At 37.0% G+C, this 16,441-nt stretch carries 17 protein-coding genes; 6 read left to right on the forward strand and 11 right to left on the reverse strand.

Features of this window, described 5'->3' with window-relative positions:
* A complete protein-coding gene (locus ABE504_RS25240; RefSeq protein ID WP_430094169.1) occupies positions 1-234 on the reverse strand; it encodes a helix-turn-helix transcriptional regulator in 234 nt (77 codons plus the stop codon).
* A gap of 153 nt (positions 235-387) precedes the next feature.
* Here ABE504_RS25240 and ABE504_RS25245 point away from each other — a divergent pair, with 153 nt between their 5' ends.
* Both ABE504_RS25245 and ABE504_RS25250 read left to right on the forward strand, forming a co-directional pair.
* Positions 388-1,035, forward strand: a complete 648-nt coding sequence (locus ABE504_RS25245) for a helix-turn-helix domain-containing protein (RefSeq protein WP_430094171.1) — start codon at positions 388-390, stop codon at positions 1,033-1,035.
* Positions 1,036-1,047: 12 nt separating this feature from the next.
* Positions 1,048-2,601: a recombinase family protein gene (locus tag ABE504_RS25250; RefSeq protein ID WP_430094174.1), complete on the forward strand. Its 1,554-nt coding sequence runs from the start codon at positions 1,048-1,050 to the stop codon at positions 2,599-2,601.
* A gap of 192 nt (positions 2,602-2,793) precedes the next feature.
* Here ABE504_RS25250 and ABE504_RS25255 read toward each other — a convergent pair whose 3' ends face one another.
* The 8 genes from ABE504_RS25255 to ABE504_RS25290 all read right to left on the reverse strand — a co-directional run bounded on the left by ABE504_RS25255 (position 2,794) and on the right by ABE504_RS25290 (position 10,885).
* Positions 2,794-4,320, reverse strand: coding sequence for a serine/threonine-protein kinase (locus ABE504_RS25255; RefSeq protein WP_430094176.1), 1,527 nt, complete (start codon positions 4,318-4,320; stop codon positions 2,794-2,796).
* 146 nt (positions 4,321-4,466) lie between these two features.
* A complete protein-coding gene (locus ABE504_RS25260) occupies positions 4,467-5,075 on the reverse strand; it encodes a recombinase family protein (protein ID WP_430094178.1) in 609 nt (202 codons plus the stop codon).
* A 179-nt stretch (positions 5,076-5,254) separates the two neighbouring features.
* The gene (locus ABE504_RS25265) at positions 5,255-6,376 is read right to left on the reverse strand and encodes a site-specific integrase (RefSeq protein WP_430094180.1); all 1,122 of its coding nucleotides are present in this window, start codon (positions 6,374-6,376) and stop codon (positions 5,255-5,257) included.
* Between the two features lie 171 nt (positions 6,377-6,547).
* The gene (locus tag ABE504_RS25270; RefSeq protein ID WP_430094182.1) at positions 6,548-6,739 is read right to left on the reverse strand and encodes a helix-turn-helix domain-containing protein; all 192 of its coding nucleotides are present in this window, start codon (positions 6,737-6,739) and stop codon (positions 6,548-6,550) included.
* Positions 6,740-6,934: 195 nt separating this feature from the next.
* Positions 6,935-8,470, reverse strand: coding sequence for a DNA primase family protein (locus ABE504_RS25275; RefSeq protein WP_430094184.1), 1,536 nt, complete (start codon positions 8,468-8,470; stop codon positions 6,935-6,937).
* Between the two features lies 1 nt (position 8,471).
* Complete coding sequence (locus ABE504_RS25280) at positions 8,472-9,038, reverse strand: hypothetical protein (RefSeq protein WP_430094187.1); 567 nt, start codon at positions 9,036-9,038, stop codon at positions 8,472-8,474.
* Positions 9,039-9,204: 166 nt separating this feature from the next.
* Positions 9,205-10,674, reverse strand: coding sequence for a hypothetical protein (locus ABE504_RS25285; protein WP_430094190.1), 1,470 nt, complete (start codon positions 10,672-10,674; stop codon positions 9,205-9,207).
* Positions 10,675-10,690: 16 nt separating this feature from the next.
* Positions 10,691-10,885 (reverse strand): helix-turn-helix domain-containing protein, encoded by a 195-nt coding sequence (locus tag ABE504_RS25290; RefSeq protein WP_430094193.1) that lies wholly within the window; start codon positions 10,883-10,885, stop codon positions 10,691-10,693.
* Positions 10,886-11,300: 415 nt separating this feature from the next.
* Here ABE504_RS25290 and ABE504_RS25295 point away from each other — a divergent pair, with 415 nt between their 5' ends.
* A complete protein-coding gene (locus tag ABE504_RS25295; protein WP_430094195.1) occupies positions 11,301-11,423 on the forward strand; it encodes a JAB domain-containing protein in 123 nt (40 codons plus the stop codon).
* 114 nt (positions 11,424-11,537) lie between these two features.
* On the opposite strand, the gene ABE504_RS25300 is transcribed toward ABE504_RS25295, so the two are convergent.
* On the reverse strand, positions 11,538-12,317 hold the full coding sequence (locus ABE504_RS25300; protein WP_430094197.1) for a copper amine oxidase N-terminal domain-containing protein: 780 nt from the start codon (positions 12,315-12,317) through the stop codon (positions 11,538-11,540).
* 263 nt (positions 12,318-12,580) lie between these two features.
* On the opposite strand from ABE504_RS25300, the gene ABE504_RS25305 reads away from it, so the two are divergent.
* On the forward strand, positions 12,581-12,916 hold the full coding sequence (locus ABE504_RS25305) for a helix-turn-helix domain-containing protein (protein WP_430094200.1): 336 nt from the start codon (positions 12,581-12,583) through the stop codon (positions 12,914-12,916).
* Positions 12,917-13,292: 376 nt separating this feature from the next.
* Here the strand turns inward: ABE504_RS25305 and radC are convergent, their stop codons facing one another.
* The gene (gene radC / locus ABE504_RS25310; RefSeq protein ID WP_430094203.1) at positions 13,293-13,901 is read right to left on the reverse strand and encodes a RadC family protein; all 609 of its coding nucleotides are present in this window, start codon (positions 13,899-13,901) and stop codon (positions 13,293-13,295) included.
* 379 nt (positions 13,902-14,280) lie between these two features.
* Between radC and ABE504_RS25315 the strand changes: the two genes are divergently transcribed.
* Together ABE504_RS25315 and ABE504_RS25320 are read left to right on the forward strand one after the other, a co-directional pair.
* Positions 14,281-14,982 carry a hypothetical protein gene (locus tag ABE504_RS25315; RefSeq protein ID WP_430094206.1) on the forward strand — a complete coding sequence of 234 codons (702 nt, stop codon included), beginning with the start codon at positions 14,281-14,283 and terminating at the stop codon, positions 14,980-14,982.
* 2 nt (positions 14,983-14,984) lie between these two features.
* Positions 14,985-16,430, forward strand: a complete 1,446-nt coding sequence (locus ABE504_RS25320; protein ID WP_430094330.1) for an McrB family protein — start codon at positions 14,985-14,987, stop codon at positions 16,428-16,430.
* Positions 16,431-16,441: the final 11 nt, after the last annotated feature.

Below are 16,441 nucleotides of genomic sequence, written 5' to 3' on the forward strand. Positions count from 1 at the left end.
CTAAACCTTTATTTCAAATTTTGTTATCTGATCGTTTACATCATCTGCAAAAAAAATTTCACGAGGATCTTTATTAAAATAACATGCGATTCTAAGCATTAACTCCGCAGAAATCCCTCCACCCCTTTCAAGTGCAGATATAGTGGATTTAGACACGCCTACAGATTTTGCTAATTGCTCTTGAGTAACATCGTATTCCTGACTTCGCCTCAAATATTTAACTTTATTTTGCAAAAAGGTTCACCTCCAAGGGTGGTATCTAAGTGTTTACAAATTCAATATACAGCGTTAAAAGTCTTTTGTAAATACATAAATTACAAAAAACTTTATTTTTGTTCGTCAATGCTTTACAATTATTCTATACTGTACGATGCATGGAGGATTATTATGAATACTGAACTTGGTACCATACTTAGAAACTTACGCGGTAAAATCCCTTTACGTGAAGCCGCCATGAAAATCGGTATCAGCCATACTTATCTTAGGTCACTTGAAAAAGGTGAGAAGGATAAGCCGTCGCTCGAAACTATAAAGTCGCTCGCAAAAGCTTATGATTATTCTGAGAAGGAATTAATGATTAAGGCGGGACACTTGATGAGCGACTTGGACGCCGCAGTTTACAATATAATTTTCGCCATACAAGATGTATTGAAAGAAAGCGTTGAGAAAAATAGGTATCTACAAAAAGAAATAGATGATTTTCGAAAGCAACTTATTGAATCACTTAAAAATCCAACTATCACTGTTAATAGTTTAAAAGGACATTTATACGACAAAGAACCAGATGATGAATTAGTCCCTAGACTTGGAGACTGGGAACAAACCGAAAAGATTGAAAGGCTTCTTAATCTATTACAAAAAGTCAAAAGTGATAATTTTGAAATCGATATTAGGAAAATTTCTGGCAATGCATTAAAAGAAATTACCACTTATCTCAACCAACCAGAAATCACATACAACGGCTACCAACTCACCGATCAGGACAAACAGTTGATAAAGGCTTATCTCGATGTGCTTTTCCAAAATCGCAGTTAAGAAGGTGAACCCATGACTAAACTTATCCGCGCCGCGGCCTACCCGCGCTACAGCTCAGACAACCAGCGTGAAGAGTCCATCACAGCCCAACTACGTGCGATCCAGGATTACTGCCAGCGCAAGGGTTACGTCCTTGTGGAGTCATACCCGGATGAGGAACGATCCGCGACCACAGACCGGCGCCCAAGCTTCCAACGTATGATCGCAGACTCAGCCAAGCGCTTATTCGATATTGTAGTTGTCCATAAGCTGGACAGGTTCGCCCGTAACCGGTACGACAGCGCCCATTATAAACGTATCCTGAAAAAGAACGGCGTTCGCGTGGAGAGCGTTCTCGAGCAGCTCGATGACTCCCCTGAATCCGTCATACTAGAATCAGTCCTTGAAGGAATGGCCGAGTATTATTCGATGAATCTTGCCAGAGAATCGCGTAAAGGAATGCTGGAAAACGCAATGAAGGGGATACACACCGGTGGGCGGCCACCATACGGATTGAAAGTCAACAAAGAAACCCGTAAACTGGAAATTGATGAAGACAGATATAGAGCTGTCCAAATTTACTTTCAAGGCATTGATAACGGCCTTCCTCTTGAGGGGATCGCGGATGCCATCAATGAGAAGGGTTTCAGAACTCAAGAAGGCCGAAAGTTCACAAAGAATAGCTTCGGAGAATGGGCAAGTAACCGGAAATACAAAGGGGACTTTACCTGGGACGTATCCAGTGAAAAGGACGAGGATGGAAAGAGAAACACCAACAAAAAAAAGGCAGCCGAGCAGCAAATTTTCATCCCTGGCATAATCCCTGCCATTATCGACTCCGCATTGTGGGAACGGGTCAATGCTAAGATGAGTGAGCGAAAACGAACTGCAGGAAGGATGAAAGCGAAGGTGAACTATCTGCTGACGGGGAAAATCACATGTGGTCAATGCGGGGCATTGTATGCAGGCAACTCATATCGCAACTCGAAGAGCGCAGACAACACGCTGCTTACCTATTACAAATGCCAGGGAAAATGCGGAAACACCAGCATCCGCAAAGACGATATCGAGTCACTCGCGATTGAGAAACTGCTTGATACCTGCTTTTCAGAGGCTGGAACATCTGAAATCATTGCGAGGGTTAAGGAACTGTACGATAAGCAGCGCAGTGACGGCCGCGCTGAAATCGCTCCTATTAAGAACGAGCTAAAGGAATTGGAGCAAACTGTAGAAAACTGGATACGGTCTCTAGGGAAGGGTATTCGAGGTCTTGAGGAGCGAATCGTTGAGGCCCAGCAGCGCCAGGAAGCATTGGAATATGAGCTGCACAAAATAACGATCATGCAGGCAGCCAAAGAGATCGACGATGATTTAATTTTGAGCATCATAAATGACAAGAAGCACCTGCTTTTGTCCGGTGATGACGAGGACAAAAAACAAGTGCTCCAAGAGTACGTCGACCGTATTGTGATTCAACCTTCGACCGATATCAACAATTACGATACCGAAATCACGTACAGGGTTTTCAGTAATGGAGGTGAGGGGAGTCGAACTGTTGTCCCTCCAATTCTACTTTGTCACTTATAGATTTATTATGTCCCTTAAAAGCTTACATGATAAGGCTTCTAATATCTTATAGGTTGTCTTATATTATCGAATATTATAACTGATTATCTAATCATAAGGCTTTTGTCTACAGTATGTCTACAAAAACGGACAGGAGTTCAGAATAATCCACGTTGCTTGTTATCGTGTCATATATCCCGACTGTACAATAATTTACTTATGCATTGCGGAAACGGGATGTATTTTAGTTTTATTGAGTTTAGCCAACAGTTGATCAGTTTTTTGAGGGAATTGCTTTATCCCTTCATATACTGTATCGGTGATTTCATCATTCTCTATTAAGGCAAGGGAGTGAGAATTAGTTATTATAAATTTATACTCAGTTACCAAATGGCGCGTTCTTAGCTCTGTAGAAGCGTCAAGCTTAACACTTTTGCCGTCGATAATGGCAAAACCATCATCAAATTCAGACCTCTTTATATATACTCCGTTATGCAAACCAGCCTCTTCATATTCGTCTTCAAGTAGATTATTATATAAACCGAAAGGTTGCATTGGCCTTGTTTTTAGCAGTATAAAATCTCTATTATAAGAATGCGTTTTGTTTATCCAGATTTCCTCAACATCACTTTCTTCGCCTTCAATTAACCATAATCCATTAGGTAACTTTTTTATCTCTGGAATCGCCGAGTTAGAATAGCCTTGTGTCCACCATAGATTAATGTCCCCTACATTAGCTGAGAGCAATGATAAAACAAGCTCAATTTTTTCCGCTTGATTTACATTAAAGATACCTCTTGTACCTGGGAAGGCTTCACGAAGAATTGCATTAAACTTTTGTAAATCGTTATATACAGTTTCATATTCATTCTTTCTCTTGGGCTTCAAGGACTCCTCAAGCTGCATTTTGACTTCACCAATAGTCTGAGGACGTTTGAGAGGATCCTGCTGTAGCATCGAGTTAATAATAGAATCAATGGGAGCGAGAGAACTATCTACTGAAGCCAGAGTGTGTCGACCTGTACCTTTATGAGTTTCACCAGTAATTATCCATTGAATTATTTGACCAAATGCATAAATATCATTTGTCGATTTGACTATTGGTCTTTTTTCAAATTGTTCTGGTGGAGAAAATGCATAATTAGCTAACCTTTCTCCTGTGGTCGTTTTAGTAATTCTTTCGTAATGCTCAGGATCAAACCAAGCAATCCCGAAATCGCCTAATACTAGCTTCCCATTTTCACTCATTAATATATTTTCCGGCTTGAGATCCCTGTGTATAATATTATTGCTATGAATAACATTAATGCAATTCATTAGTTGTATCATAATAGGTAATAATTCCTCAAGGTTATCAATGGGATTTACCTCTAACCAAGATTTTAAAGTATAGGGGTAAAACCTCATAATCATATAAGGAAGCTTTAGATCGTTTATCTCAATAAAATCAAAATGATAAATTGGTACAACTGCGGAGGTATCTGAGAGCTGGATAATTTCCCGAACCTCAGTAAAAAACCTTTTTGTTCTAGTTGTTATACTTTGCGAGCAATCCTCAGCCAATACTTTTAGTGCAACTGGATTATTTCCCCATTTGGCTTCGAATACAAGTGCATTTCCACCTTGACCAATACCTGAAGAAACAACTATTTCTCCTAGTATGTTGGGTATTACATTTGATTTTTTGAAATGTTCTCTAATCACATTTTTAATTTGATCGACTGTAACGGTAGCAGCCATAATACCCCCCTAAAACAAATACTGCTTTTTAATGAAAATCCATTTATTAACAAAACAATGCAATACTCCTAGAATATCCGATCTTTCTTACTAAAACAATCCGAACTTTCAGATATTCTTAATTCAGACTGGATTGTCCAATCAATTTATAGTAATTCCTCCTCATATTCGCGCACACGTCTATAAAATGTCCGATGCTTTATATTCAACTCTTTCATAGCTTCGGTAGCCGAAATCACACCTGATCTCCACTGCTTGTACACCTTAATGAAGGCTTCATCAATCTCTATCCTTTTTCGACCAAATTTTACGCCGCTAGCCCTAGCTACCTCGATGCCCTCAGCTTGTCGCTGTCTGTTCTTCTTCCTTTCTTGTTCAGCTACATACGCAAGTAAACTTAAAAATTGATCTTCCATTACTTTGCCAAAGTCACCCATTGTTCGAAACTTCCTAGAATCAAATAATGTTTCATTGTCCAAGCAAACTATATCTGCTTTCAGTTCCCTAGTGATGTACTTCCACTCAGATATAATCCCATCATAATCACGCCCCAACCGATCTAGGGCATCTATATAAACCAAGTCTCCTTCCCTAATCATTAGACGCATGGCCTGATAACGAGGTCGATTAAAATCCTTCCCACTTAGTTTATCGACAAATATGTATCGCTCATCAATTCCCAACTCTCTAAATTTAACAAGCTGCCTTTCAGGGTTCTGATCTTTAGCTGATACTCTCCCGTATCCTATCCTCAATTGTATTCCCCCCTCGATTATTTTTGCCAAAACACCCTTACTAGCCGCGGCACATGCCAAAAGCAATTCCACGGTGTTTTGGCATGTAGAAACTAGTTCTTTTAGAGTGTGTCATAAAGCATACTTTATGACACAGAAAAAGAAGCACTAAGAACCGTGCTTCTTCATGCCATGAACCATTATTTGTTAATTCTTAAAGCCGAACTCATGGCACTTACTGTATTCTTGTGATTTTTGTCAAAGGTATGGAGGTATACCCTACTCGTAGTGCTTAGGTCGCTGTGTCCCAATGCTTGGGATATTGCCAATAGATCTACGCCTTCATCATATAGAATACTTGCAAAAGAGTGCCTAAGATCGTGAAGCCTCAACCGAGGAAGATTATTATTCTCAAGAAATTCTTTGAATCTCTCTGTTACTGAATTTACCCTATAAGGTTTGCCATCATCACGGGTAAATACGTAACCACTATCTTCGTAATCTTTTCCTAGAAGTTGCTTTAATTCTTTTTGCCGTTTTTGAGTCTTTAGCAAAATGTCATAGAGTTCATCTTCCACAAACAAGGTTCTTCTACTTTTTTCGGTTTTGGGTGGCTTAACAATCACATGTTTCCCTGCAACCGTCCTTACTTCCTGAATTTTAAGTGTTCGATTTTGAAGATCAACCCATTCCCACTTCAATCCACAAACCTCCTCACGTCTTAGCCCTAGAAACACACAGAGCTTAACTGGTAATTCTAGTTTGGTATCACGCACCTTTTCTAACAATAAGCTCAATTGCTCTTTTGTATAAGATTTACCCTCGAATCTTTTTCTTTTTGGTAGTGAAACAGCATCTGCTACATTTCTGTACACGTATTGTTGTTTCAATCCATAATCTAATGCTTTTCTTAGACTGGCATGATGTTTATGGACAGTATTCGGAGATAGCTTCTTTTCATCAATTAAATGCTTATAGTACTGCTGAATGTGTTTTGGTTGTAGCTTCTGTAGTGGGATATCACCTAGGAACGGAGCTATATGCTTATAAACAATGTTCCTATACCCATATGCAGTCGTTTCTTCACAATTATATTTCACATAATTGTCCATCCAGTGCTCCAGGAATTCTAACAAATTTATATCACTAGATTGCACAAGCAAGTTCCGTTGCAGATTGTATTCAAACTCAGCTAATAGTTTTTTAGCTTCTGCTTCTGTAGAAGCGTATGCATACTCCCTGAGCCTTTTCCCGTTGCTGTCTTTACCAAGTTCTTTCGTAATTCTAAAGCGGTTATTTACCTTTTGTATACTCCCTGCCACATCAATCTTCCTTTCTTTTCCGGAAAAAAGTTAAGATAACGCCTGGGGAATCTCAAAACTCTCTCCACATCCCAAATTATGTTTTTGACCATCGATTTTGCCGTACCAACATTCCTGATTTGAATCATGACCCACTGGAACTCGCCTCTTCATCTTCACGCCCTCCTTCTGCTAGCTGATAAGGCCGCTATTGTCTTCTAGCCACTTTGTCAGACCAATAGCAGGAATCAATATTTTCTTTCCAACTTTAACTTTCGGGAAATCATTGCGATTAACTAATTTGTAAAGCGAGTTCTTCCCAAGTGGCAATATTTCAGCTAATTCTGAAACGGTGAAACAGATACGTTCTTGATCTTTTGCCATTCTATATCTCCTCCAGTTAATAATATAGATTTTCAGATCCTAGAAAGACGGGTTCCGCCAATCAATTGTAGATTCTATGTAGAGTGAATGTAGATTACCCCCTCTACACTTAATTAGTCTTAAAAGCTAGTAAAATCAAGGATTCCCGGAAGTTGTAGATAATGTAGACAACAAAATTGCTTTCTTAACTGAAAATTATTTCACATGTGAATTTAGAGCAATTCCTTGGAAGCCGTATAAGGGATTGGAACCGCGATATCTAAATTTATGTGCTTCTACGGGTAATTTGGATATTTCCGCGAAAAACTCTTCTTTTGTCATTACCCTCATGCAGTTCTCATTGCAGTAATTTTGGTACTCATCATAAAGATCTCTTCTAAGGACTTTATAGTGACTGTCTAGTTCACATCTATCTTTAACAAACTCAAGAGCATTGTTTTGATTACGTATATACTGTTTTTTAAAGAATTTCGAATCCTGTGGTTCAGTAAATACAAATCTATTCTGCATTAATCGTTTTAACCCCTCAATTGCCCAACTTACAATAAAATCTCTCTCCTCCATAATCTTGTGTAGTAGACTGTAGTCACGCTCTTCTTCCGGTACTGAGTAATCAAACAGCAGAAAGACAATTCTATCTGTAAACGCTGTTGTACTGTCGAGTTTCGATACTAAGGGCATTTGATTGCCAGCAAACACCAACTTGGCTCTATTGATAAAATAAAAAGGGGCTTCGCCCTTTCGCTCAGCAACCATAGCGTCATTACCCGTCAATGCTTTAAGTGTATCAAAGTACCTAATGTCACCGTTATGTAACTCGCCGCTGATGTTTAGTTTTTTTCTAAATAACTCTGCTATAAGAAATCTTTCGCTTAATCTGTGCAAAGGCACGGCACTAGTATATTTTGCTCCAATTAGTCGTTGGAGAATTTCTAGAATTGTACTTTTTCCCGAGTTTGGTTTCCCAATAAAAGCAAACCATTTCTTAGCATTACAGTAATTAGATATGCAATAGCCAAATATTTCTTGAATAAGTAAAACCTTCTCTTCATCACCTTGTGTACATACATTGATGAACTCCATAAAAATACTTTCACGCAACATTCTTTCCGTATAGTTTGCTTGAATGTATGAAGTAAATAAGTATTTCTTATCTTGTTGTGTTTTTTCCATAGTTCGAACATCCAATACACAGTTCTCAAAATTCAAAAGATGTGAGTAATTATCAAATTCTTCAAAATTGATTTGTAATTCTTCCGAATGAACTACACGATCAATAATCTCATCGACTTTCTGTTTATTTAGTAGCCTCTTTATTTTCTCCGGCCAATTAGCTCTAATCAGTATTCTAAGGTCGACTTTAGAGAGCTCGTCAAAGCAGCCATTCTGATTGAGTTTGAAAACATTGCCTTGACAACATATAAGTTGGTTCTGCTCAAGCAGTTTAATGTAGAGATCATACTCAATCCCTCCGGACTTTTCCCCCTTTTTTTCCTTTAAATCTTTATCGCTAGTTAAATTAACCTTTTCTTGAAGAGATTCCTTCGGAATCTCTTCATCGACATCAGCCCTAAACTCTTCTATTGTTTCTTTTGAAATAGTACCGTCTCCATAATTAGCAAGAAGACTAGCATCTTCATCAATTCTGGTACCATTGATATCAGCGAATTTTTTTGAAATGGTTCCTGGTTTAAAATCAATTAGCCTTTCAAAACTATGTTTTTTTGCCATACTACTCTCCATCCTCTTCAGGTTCAAATGAACCTCCCATTACCTGAGTCCATTTAATCTCTGGGATTAATTGGGATATGTGACTTAAAGCTATCGTTCGAATGTTCGTCTTAGTGCTCTTATCAGTGACAATAATTTGGCTTATCTTATGCTTCAAACTGCTATCAAATAACACTAATTGAGCAAAGTATTCATCTTCTAGAAACATTACAAACCTCTCATTTTTCAGTTCTGAACTGTATCTACTAGAGTACTTCACCGTATCTCCGTTATCATTAACGTAAAATTTAAGGTTATCTTTATCACGCCGATCAAAAAAGACTCTTAAAAAATCATTATCCGCCAAGGGAAACTGTATTGTCTGATCTGCTACCTTTCCAAAGCAGGCCTTTCTCCCTTCGGATATATGACATAAGATAAAAGCTAAAGATTGTATCTTGCTCTTGTCTAAGCAAGCGAAAAACTCTACACCGTCAGCAGACATGAACTGAATGCTCTCACCCTTCTTCATTTTTTTCAGATACTTCTCTTCTTCGGCAGAGAACACACTAACCGGTTCTTGTTTCATTACCACCACTCCTTGTTTTATAATGTTGCTTTACAATGCCAAGTGTAACTCCCTATTTTCAGTGGGGGTATTCACCACGTAGCTCATCCTACTGCTACAAAGCCTTGAAAACATTGAAAACCACTATTCCGAAACTGGAATAGTGGTTTTCATAAAGTTTTTTCTGCTACCAACCTAGGTTTTCAAAATTAATTCCACTTTCCTCCAATTTCCTTACCATAGCTTTTCGATCAAAATGAAAATTGATTGCATCAGCATCAATAATATTATTCTCTTCTTCAGGCTTGATTAATGATAAGTATTCTCCCTCTGTCTTAAATTGATCAGCTATTGAATATAAAATAGCCTCTATGTGGCTGTCCCATTCCCCGAATAGTACATCACTGTTTTCATGTATAATCTTGCTAATTTTATTAGTTGTTTGCTCAATAAACTCTTTTTTAACTTCACGAATTTTATACACCTTTTTATAAAGCCTGAAGAATAACTCTGAATGTCCTAGTTCCTTAACGTCAATTTTAAACAGTGGCTCACTTTGAAGTTCAGTGATATTATAACAATGGAAGTTCTCTACAATTCGATAATTATTTAACCTAATCTTTACCTTTTTGGCTTTTTCTCTTTCTTTAATAACGTTTGAACTGGTATACACTAATGCATCATTCATGATCTCTCTCATTAGTGGAATTTGAATAAAGAGAAGGCGGAGTAATGGGATATAACCCAGTGCAAAATCTGCATACATAAAAATTGACCCTTCCGCAATAAATCTCTCGACAAGGTATATTTTTAATTTCAAGTCATCTACTAGTGTGAATGCACTGAGAACTTTCAGGTATTCTTCTTGCTTGTGAAATTCTATGGAATTAAACCATTCATCGTTAATAAGCATAGAGTAGGCTTTAAGTAAAAAAAACAAATCAGTTTTTCGCTCAAAAAGAAGCAAATCTTCTGAAATGTCATACTCACTTGGAAGTGCAGTCAGTAGCTCCTGATATTTTCCATAGTGGTATAGTAACTTTTCAAACAAAAGTTTATTACTAGTAATATTCATATTGTGCGGTGCAGTATTAATCGCCATTTTCGCTCTCAAAACACCGCATTCCATGTATAACTGAAAAAATGACCCTAACTTATGGGAATACGGATGCCATCTTGCATTAAAGCCTAGCCCGGACTCTTTACCATATTCTAAATGGTCATAGCTGATAGGGATGTCCTTGAACATTTGTTTTGAGAGACTTGATCTCTCTAACTCTTTTTTCACAGGGAATAATCGCATGATGGAACTATCATACATCTTAAAATATGCTTCTGGGTCAGTAAAGTGGGTTTCATTTAATATATCTCCCAAAGTTCGTTCACCTAAAGTATCATCAGCAAAGTTTTCAAGCAGGGTTTTCTCATTTGCTGTTAAGGTTATCGATTTTTTCTTAATTTGATGAACCCCATATTTGAGCAACATGTCTTTAGCAATTGAAAAATCTAGCTCAAGACTATCACATACTGCCATTACCCTCTCTCCGAGGGTAATAGAAGACATAAGTTGATCTGCGTTTGAGATGTGGAGAGTCCCATTTAGTTCTATATTCTCGAAATGATAAAGTTGCTTTTTTATATCGTCTGAAATTTTCAATATAGTTTCCTCCAGTTCAATCCGATTCTCTTCGGCTGCAACTTGCGATGATATATTCAATTATTGATTCCTTGAGAATTTTGTGTGTTCCCCCGATTTTAAATGATTTAACTTCTCCTAAGTTAACAATTTTATATGCAACGTTTTTCCCTATACGGAGCATTTCTGCAAATTCATCTACAGTTACTAAGTCATTATACTCATGAAACATGTTAAACCGCCACCTTCTTTGTGTTTCTTTATTGTTCTTTATACTTGATTAAATTCGGTTACATTTTACCCTCTGCAAACAAGTGAACCACAAAAAAAAGTAAAGACTGCGATATGATCTATAATCAATATTTACAAATATAAAATTTGATTAGATGCATCCGTCTTCTATTAATGACTTATAGCAATTAAAGACAGTTATCTTATAAAAAACTATTAACTCACTACCCTACAATCCCTCGATTGTTCGATGCTACTGTCGACGAGCTCACCGAAATACCTGGTGTGGCAAAGATTAATTCTGCCGCTATGCAATTAGTAGGATGTAGCAATTTTCAGTATGAAGAAACACAGTCATTCGTTCCCCAAGCGTTGTTTAACGCTCTTAAAGGGAGATTTAGGCTACCCGCAGAAAAATGTGCTTTGTTCCATTGCTTGATACCAAGAACGCTGTAATTGGCAAAGAAACGATTTCAATTGGATCTTTAAACGCAGCAGTCGTGCATCTAACAGAAGTATTTAAAACTCTCCTCAAATAGTGGCAGTCAATAGATATCACATATTTTCGTTTATCATATTTAATTGAATCACCTTACAAATATTAAAATAAAAATAGGGAGAGGCTAGGCCTCTCCCTTAAAGAATCAACTTTATTATCTTTCTAACTCCAAGTCCTTAGCATCTACCCACTGAGTTGACTTATAACGAATTCCAGCGAGCATTGCCATATAATCTACATCTTTGTCTTTTAACCACAGATCATCTTTGCTATCCCAGTAAACTTGGATTCTCCCACCATCTACCTTCTGGACTTCTCCATAGAAGAATGAAAACCTCACTCTATCGCCTACTTGAATTAATTGACCATTTTTGTCATTTGGCTTTGACAATGCTTCTTTATTTTTTTCTTCCTCTTGTTTTTTATTAGCGACTTGTTCATTTTGTTTTATTTCTTCTGATTGTTTTGCAATACTAGGATCTTGGGGATTCGTATAAATATGAATTGTCCTTGTCGTTCCATCCCACAGTACTTTGCCTCCCAAATTCTCGCTTGCAAATCTAAGAGGGATCATTGTTGTATTATTAATTATCTTTGGTGCAACTTCCATTTTTAAAGTTTTATCGGAGTAACCAATTCCGTTCTTATACGTACCTAAAATTGCTGAACTAAAATCCAATGTTAAAGTGATAAACTTCTCCCCTTGAGTAATACTAACTTCTTTAGTAAATTGGTTTACCTCCCTGTATTCTACCTTCGCACCAAATTTTTCAAAGATTGCCCTCACTGGTACAAGAGTACTTCCATTTTCTATGACCGGGGATTGTTCAAAAACTTGTACAACATTATCAATCTTAACGGTTATTCCGTCTTCCGCATAAGCCACGTTCATACATGAAAACACTAGTGTTAGAGTTAGGAGTACTTTTACCATAGCAGATAGTCTCATATTCATCCTCGTTTCTATTTGTTTAGTAATCCTTTGACGTTACACAACAATAATCTCGTAGATTCAAAAAACTCTCCACGTCCCCCCTCCGTTGAAAGCAATGATGCTTTAACACCATTTGGAAAGTATTATCAGTGTAGCAACGAATAAACCCCAAGTCAACACTTATGGTTATAGTAAAATACCCCTTATAGATGTTTAATTTGTCTCCACTTTTCAAATAAAGTTTGAATAAGAGGGGATTTTATATGAACTTAAACCTATTAGGTGATAGATTACGGACTGAAAGACTAAAACTTAAATTATCGCAGGAACAACTGGCCGAGCTTTCTGGTATCTCAAGCACTTTCATGGGCCACATAGAAAGAGCAGAACGAACTCCTTCTCTTGAAACGGTAATTAAACTTGCCAATGCACTTGGCGTCACTGTGGATTCTCTCCTACAAGACTCAATCAAAGCTACTAGCGACACTTTCATTAATCATTTTTCACATTTGGTTAACGGGTTAGATAATAGTCAGAAACAGATGATTTTAGATGTTGTACAGGCTATGATACCTCACTTTGAAAAAGAAGATACTTAATCTAGAGCCTGGGGGTACCAGACCACACATATGATCCGGTATCCCTATGTTCCGATCCTTCCGGAAGACCGCTATCTAGCATAGCGTCATAAATATAATATATAATTCATAATCATTGCTCTGCGTTTAGGCAGTTTTAGGTGTTCACTATATTTACCATTAGCGTTTCACCGGTAATAACACCAACATCAATTAAAAACCTCTTTCCAGTTACACTCCTTTAAAACAATATCGGTGCCTGAGGTCCATTACTACATCTTTAAGTGTCCATTAGAAGTTTTTTTGAGTTTTACAATCCCTAATGGCAGTCATTATATAAGTTTAGTAACTAATAATTCTAACACTCTCAATAATAAAAGAACGAGGATTGATGTGATCACATCAATCCTCGTTCTTTTAAGCTGATATATTTGGGGGAATATCCAATAACAATGTGATCGAGAAGCTCAATCCCAAGAATCGTTGCCGCCTCTGATAATCGCTTAGTAATCGCAATGTCTTCAGGGCTTGGTTCTGGATTTCCACTCGGATGATTATGGACACAGATGACTGATGCGCTGCTTCGCTTAATAGCAGGACGAAACACTTCTCTTGGATGAACAATGCTAGCATTGAGACAACCGACAGATACAAGTTCTTTTGCTATAACCCCATTCTTTGAATTTAGGAACAAACAAACGAAGTGTTCCTTCTTCAAATAGCGAAATTCAGGTTCCACGAGCTTATAGACATCTTCGGGGTTTCGAATCTTATACGTAGGAGGAGCGGGGACCGTTAATGTCTGAGCAAGCTTTAGCGCGGCCAGAATTTGCCGTGCTTTCATTTGCCCAATCCCTTTAATTGCAATAAGCTCTTGCTCAGTAACTTCAATTAAATCTTCTGTCTTTGGGAATAGATTAAATATTTGCTCAATAATATAGCTTCCTGGCTTTTCTCTAAGGGAACTGGCTAGTAGTGATTTTATTTCTAAATGTGCATTTTCCAAGATATTACACGCCTCCATAGGTTAGATTGTAGTTCTCCCAAAACTGGATGAGTAACTAGCAGCAATGTTAAAGCCAGATTTTCTTAGAGTTCAGTCAATTCATTTCATATTCACCCCGTCTATCTAACCTCGCCACGGTGTTTCATTTACACAAAAAATGATTTCAACCTTATCGGATATCTCCCCTCACGTGGAATTTAAAGACATTAAACTGCGCACAGATTCCTAACTTATCCTTAGCACGCAATTGAATGTCTTTACCAAAGTAATAATATAGATTTGATTTAAAGTGGTATACGGATACAAATGTTGTCAGAAATAAAAGCACCTAATATGATATAATTTTGCTATTATAGAATATTTTTTTGGAGTGATACTTTTGAAAAATCAAGAAAGCTTATATTTTGACATTTGGAGAAAAGCGAACTTTAAAGATTTAATAAGAGCCTACACTGCTGCAGTTGAAAAATATGACGATGATGAAATTGCCGTTGGATTTGGCGAAGCTTTAGATGCTTATGTTGATGGTGGTAAAAAAAAATATATAGGAACCTCTAAACAGTGGAGCAGTGCCTACACACTTGGAAGAGAATTAGGTGTATTTAAAGATGGAAAATATCGAAGATATGATCTCTCCAGTCTAGCAATCGACTTTTTAAAGAGTAGGATCGTCTCTTCTGAGTACTTACTTAATTATCTATTAAACTTAAACCAGTTAATAAATAGTAAAGTTGTACATCCGCTATACGAGGTACTTCAGCTATTTAGGGAAAATACAACTATTGATAAAGGCTTTATTTACAACATAGAAGTGTTTAACCTATACAATAGATCCCCTGAAAATAGAAGCCAAATAGCAAATATCCTTCTTAACCGAATGCTCGATGCAAGAATTATTCAAAGTAGTGCAATTAAAGGATATTACCAATTAGATAAATATCCCTTAGAGCAATTGATTCAATCGTGCGTATTTTGGGACAAGTCCCCTACTGATTTTGAAAAATTAACTCATAATGATTATGTTGATATGATAAGTGCACCAAATAAACTAATTAAGTCATATAGATTGGGTGGTAGTTAAACATGGAATTACTAAACAACTTTGTTTCTGCATTATTAGCAAAACCATTTGTAATATTAACCGGGAGCTCAGGAACTGGTAAAACGCGACTAGCCCTTCAATTTGCTGAAGCCTTAGAAGAGGGATCTACTAACACAAACAAAAAATGGGTTGATGTTGTAATTAACAGATCAGGTAAGATCGTAAGTTCTGACGAGGAAGAAGTACGTGATCTTTGTCTTCAATCTAATATTTTCACAGCTAAGCTTGGTGATAGGGATTTTACTGTTACTATCTCTATGAATATTCAAGTGTCTAGCGAAGATGTGAATTACTATGACGCAATATCGAAAAATGATAGAAATAACATACAGTTGGCAGTTGCAGAGAATAATGAAAGCAAACGCTACGTTCACGTACCAGTAGGAGCTGATTGGACAGACTCTAGAAACATGCTAGGATATGTTAATCCCTTTGGAGCTCAAGGTAAAAAGACTTTTGAAATTACTCCTACACTAAAATTAATACTCAAAGCGTTGCATCCAAACAACACCACATTGCCTTTTTTTGTGATTTTAGATGAAATGAATCTCTCCCATGTAGAAAGATACTTTAGTACATTTCTTTCAATCATGGAAGCAAATCGCAGCGCAAAATCAAATGATAATCTCGGTATAATTGAAAAAGAACTTGTTCCACTAATTGCAGACACTATAGCAACGGAAGAAAATGAGACTTATGATGGTAAACTTATCAGAGAATCTGCCGAGATACTTGCCAAAGCTGGCAGAAGTATAACACTTCCAACTAATGTTTTTATTGTTGGCACTGTTAATGTCGATGAGACAACCTACATGTTCTCTCCCAAAGTGCTCGATCGAGCTCATGTAATCGAATTACAAACAGAATCACCAAGTACTTTTTTTAATAAAGTAAGCAAAAGAATAGAAGTTGAAAATGTCACCAACGTCCTACAGTTATTCGATGAATCTATACAATACCGAGAGAGAGAAGGTTCCTCCGATCTTCATCCACTGGACTTATTGAAAGCTTCTATGCTTGATAAGAGTAATTATGAGGAAACGCATCAAACTCTTGAGAAACTTCTTGATGGAATATATAAAATTTTAAAAACTACAAACTTTGATTTTGGATATAGAATAACGAAGGAGGTAATTGAGTACATGGCCATGTACAATAAAATAGCTCCTAATCATAACTGGCATTCCTCATTTGACTATGCGGTATTACAAAAGATTTTACCTAAAATTCATGGGAACAAAAGACAGCTTGGTGCATGTTTGGATGTGTTGGAAGATTTCTTAATAGGTAATTCAATTAACCGTTCTTTATCAGGTTTTGAAATAATAATCGAAAAAACAGAAATTAAATTAGAAAAGTCACTGGAGAAAATTAAAAAAATGAAAAGAAATCTAGAATTTATGGGCTATACTTCTTTTATTAATTGAGGGATATAATC

Source organism: Paenibacillus oryzisoli (assembly GCF_050467285.1).
GTDB lineage: Bacteria > Bacillota > Bacilli > Paenibacillales > NBRC-103111 > Paenibacillus_E > Paenibacillus_E oryzisoli_A.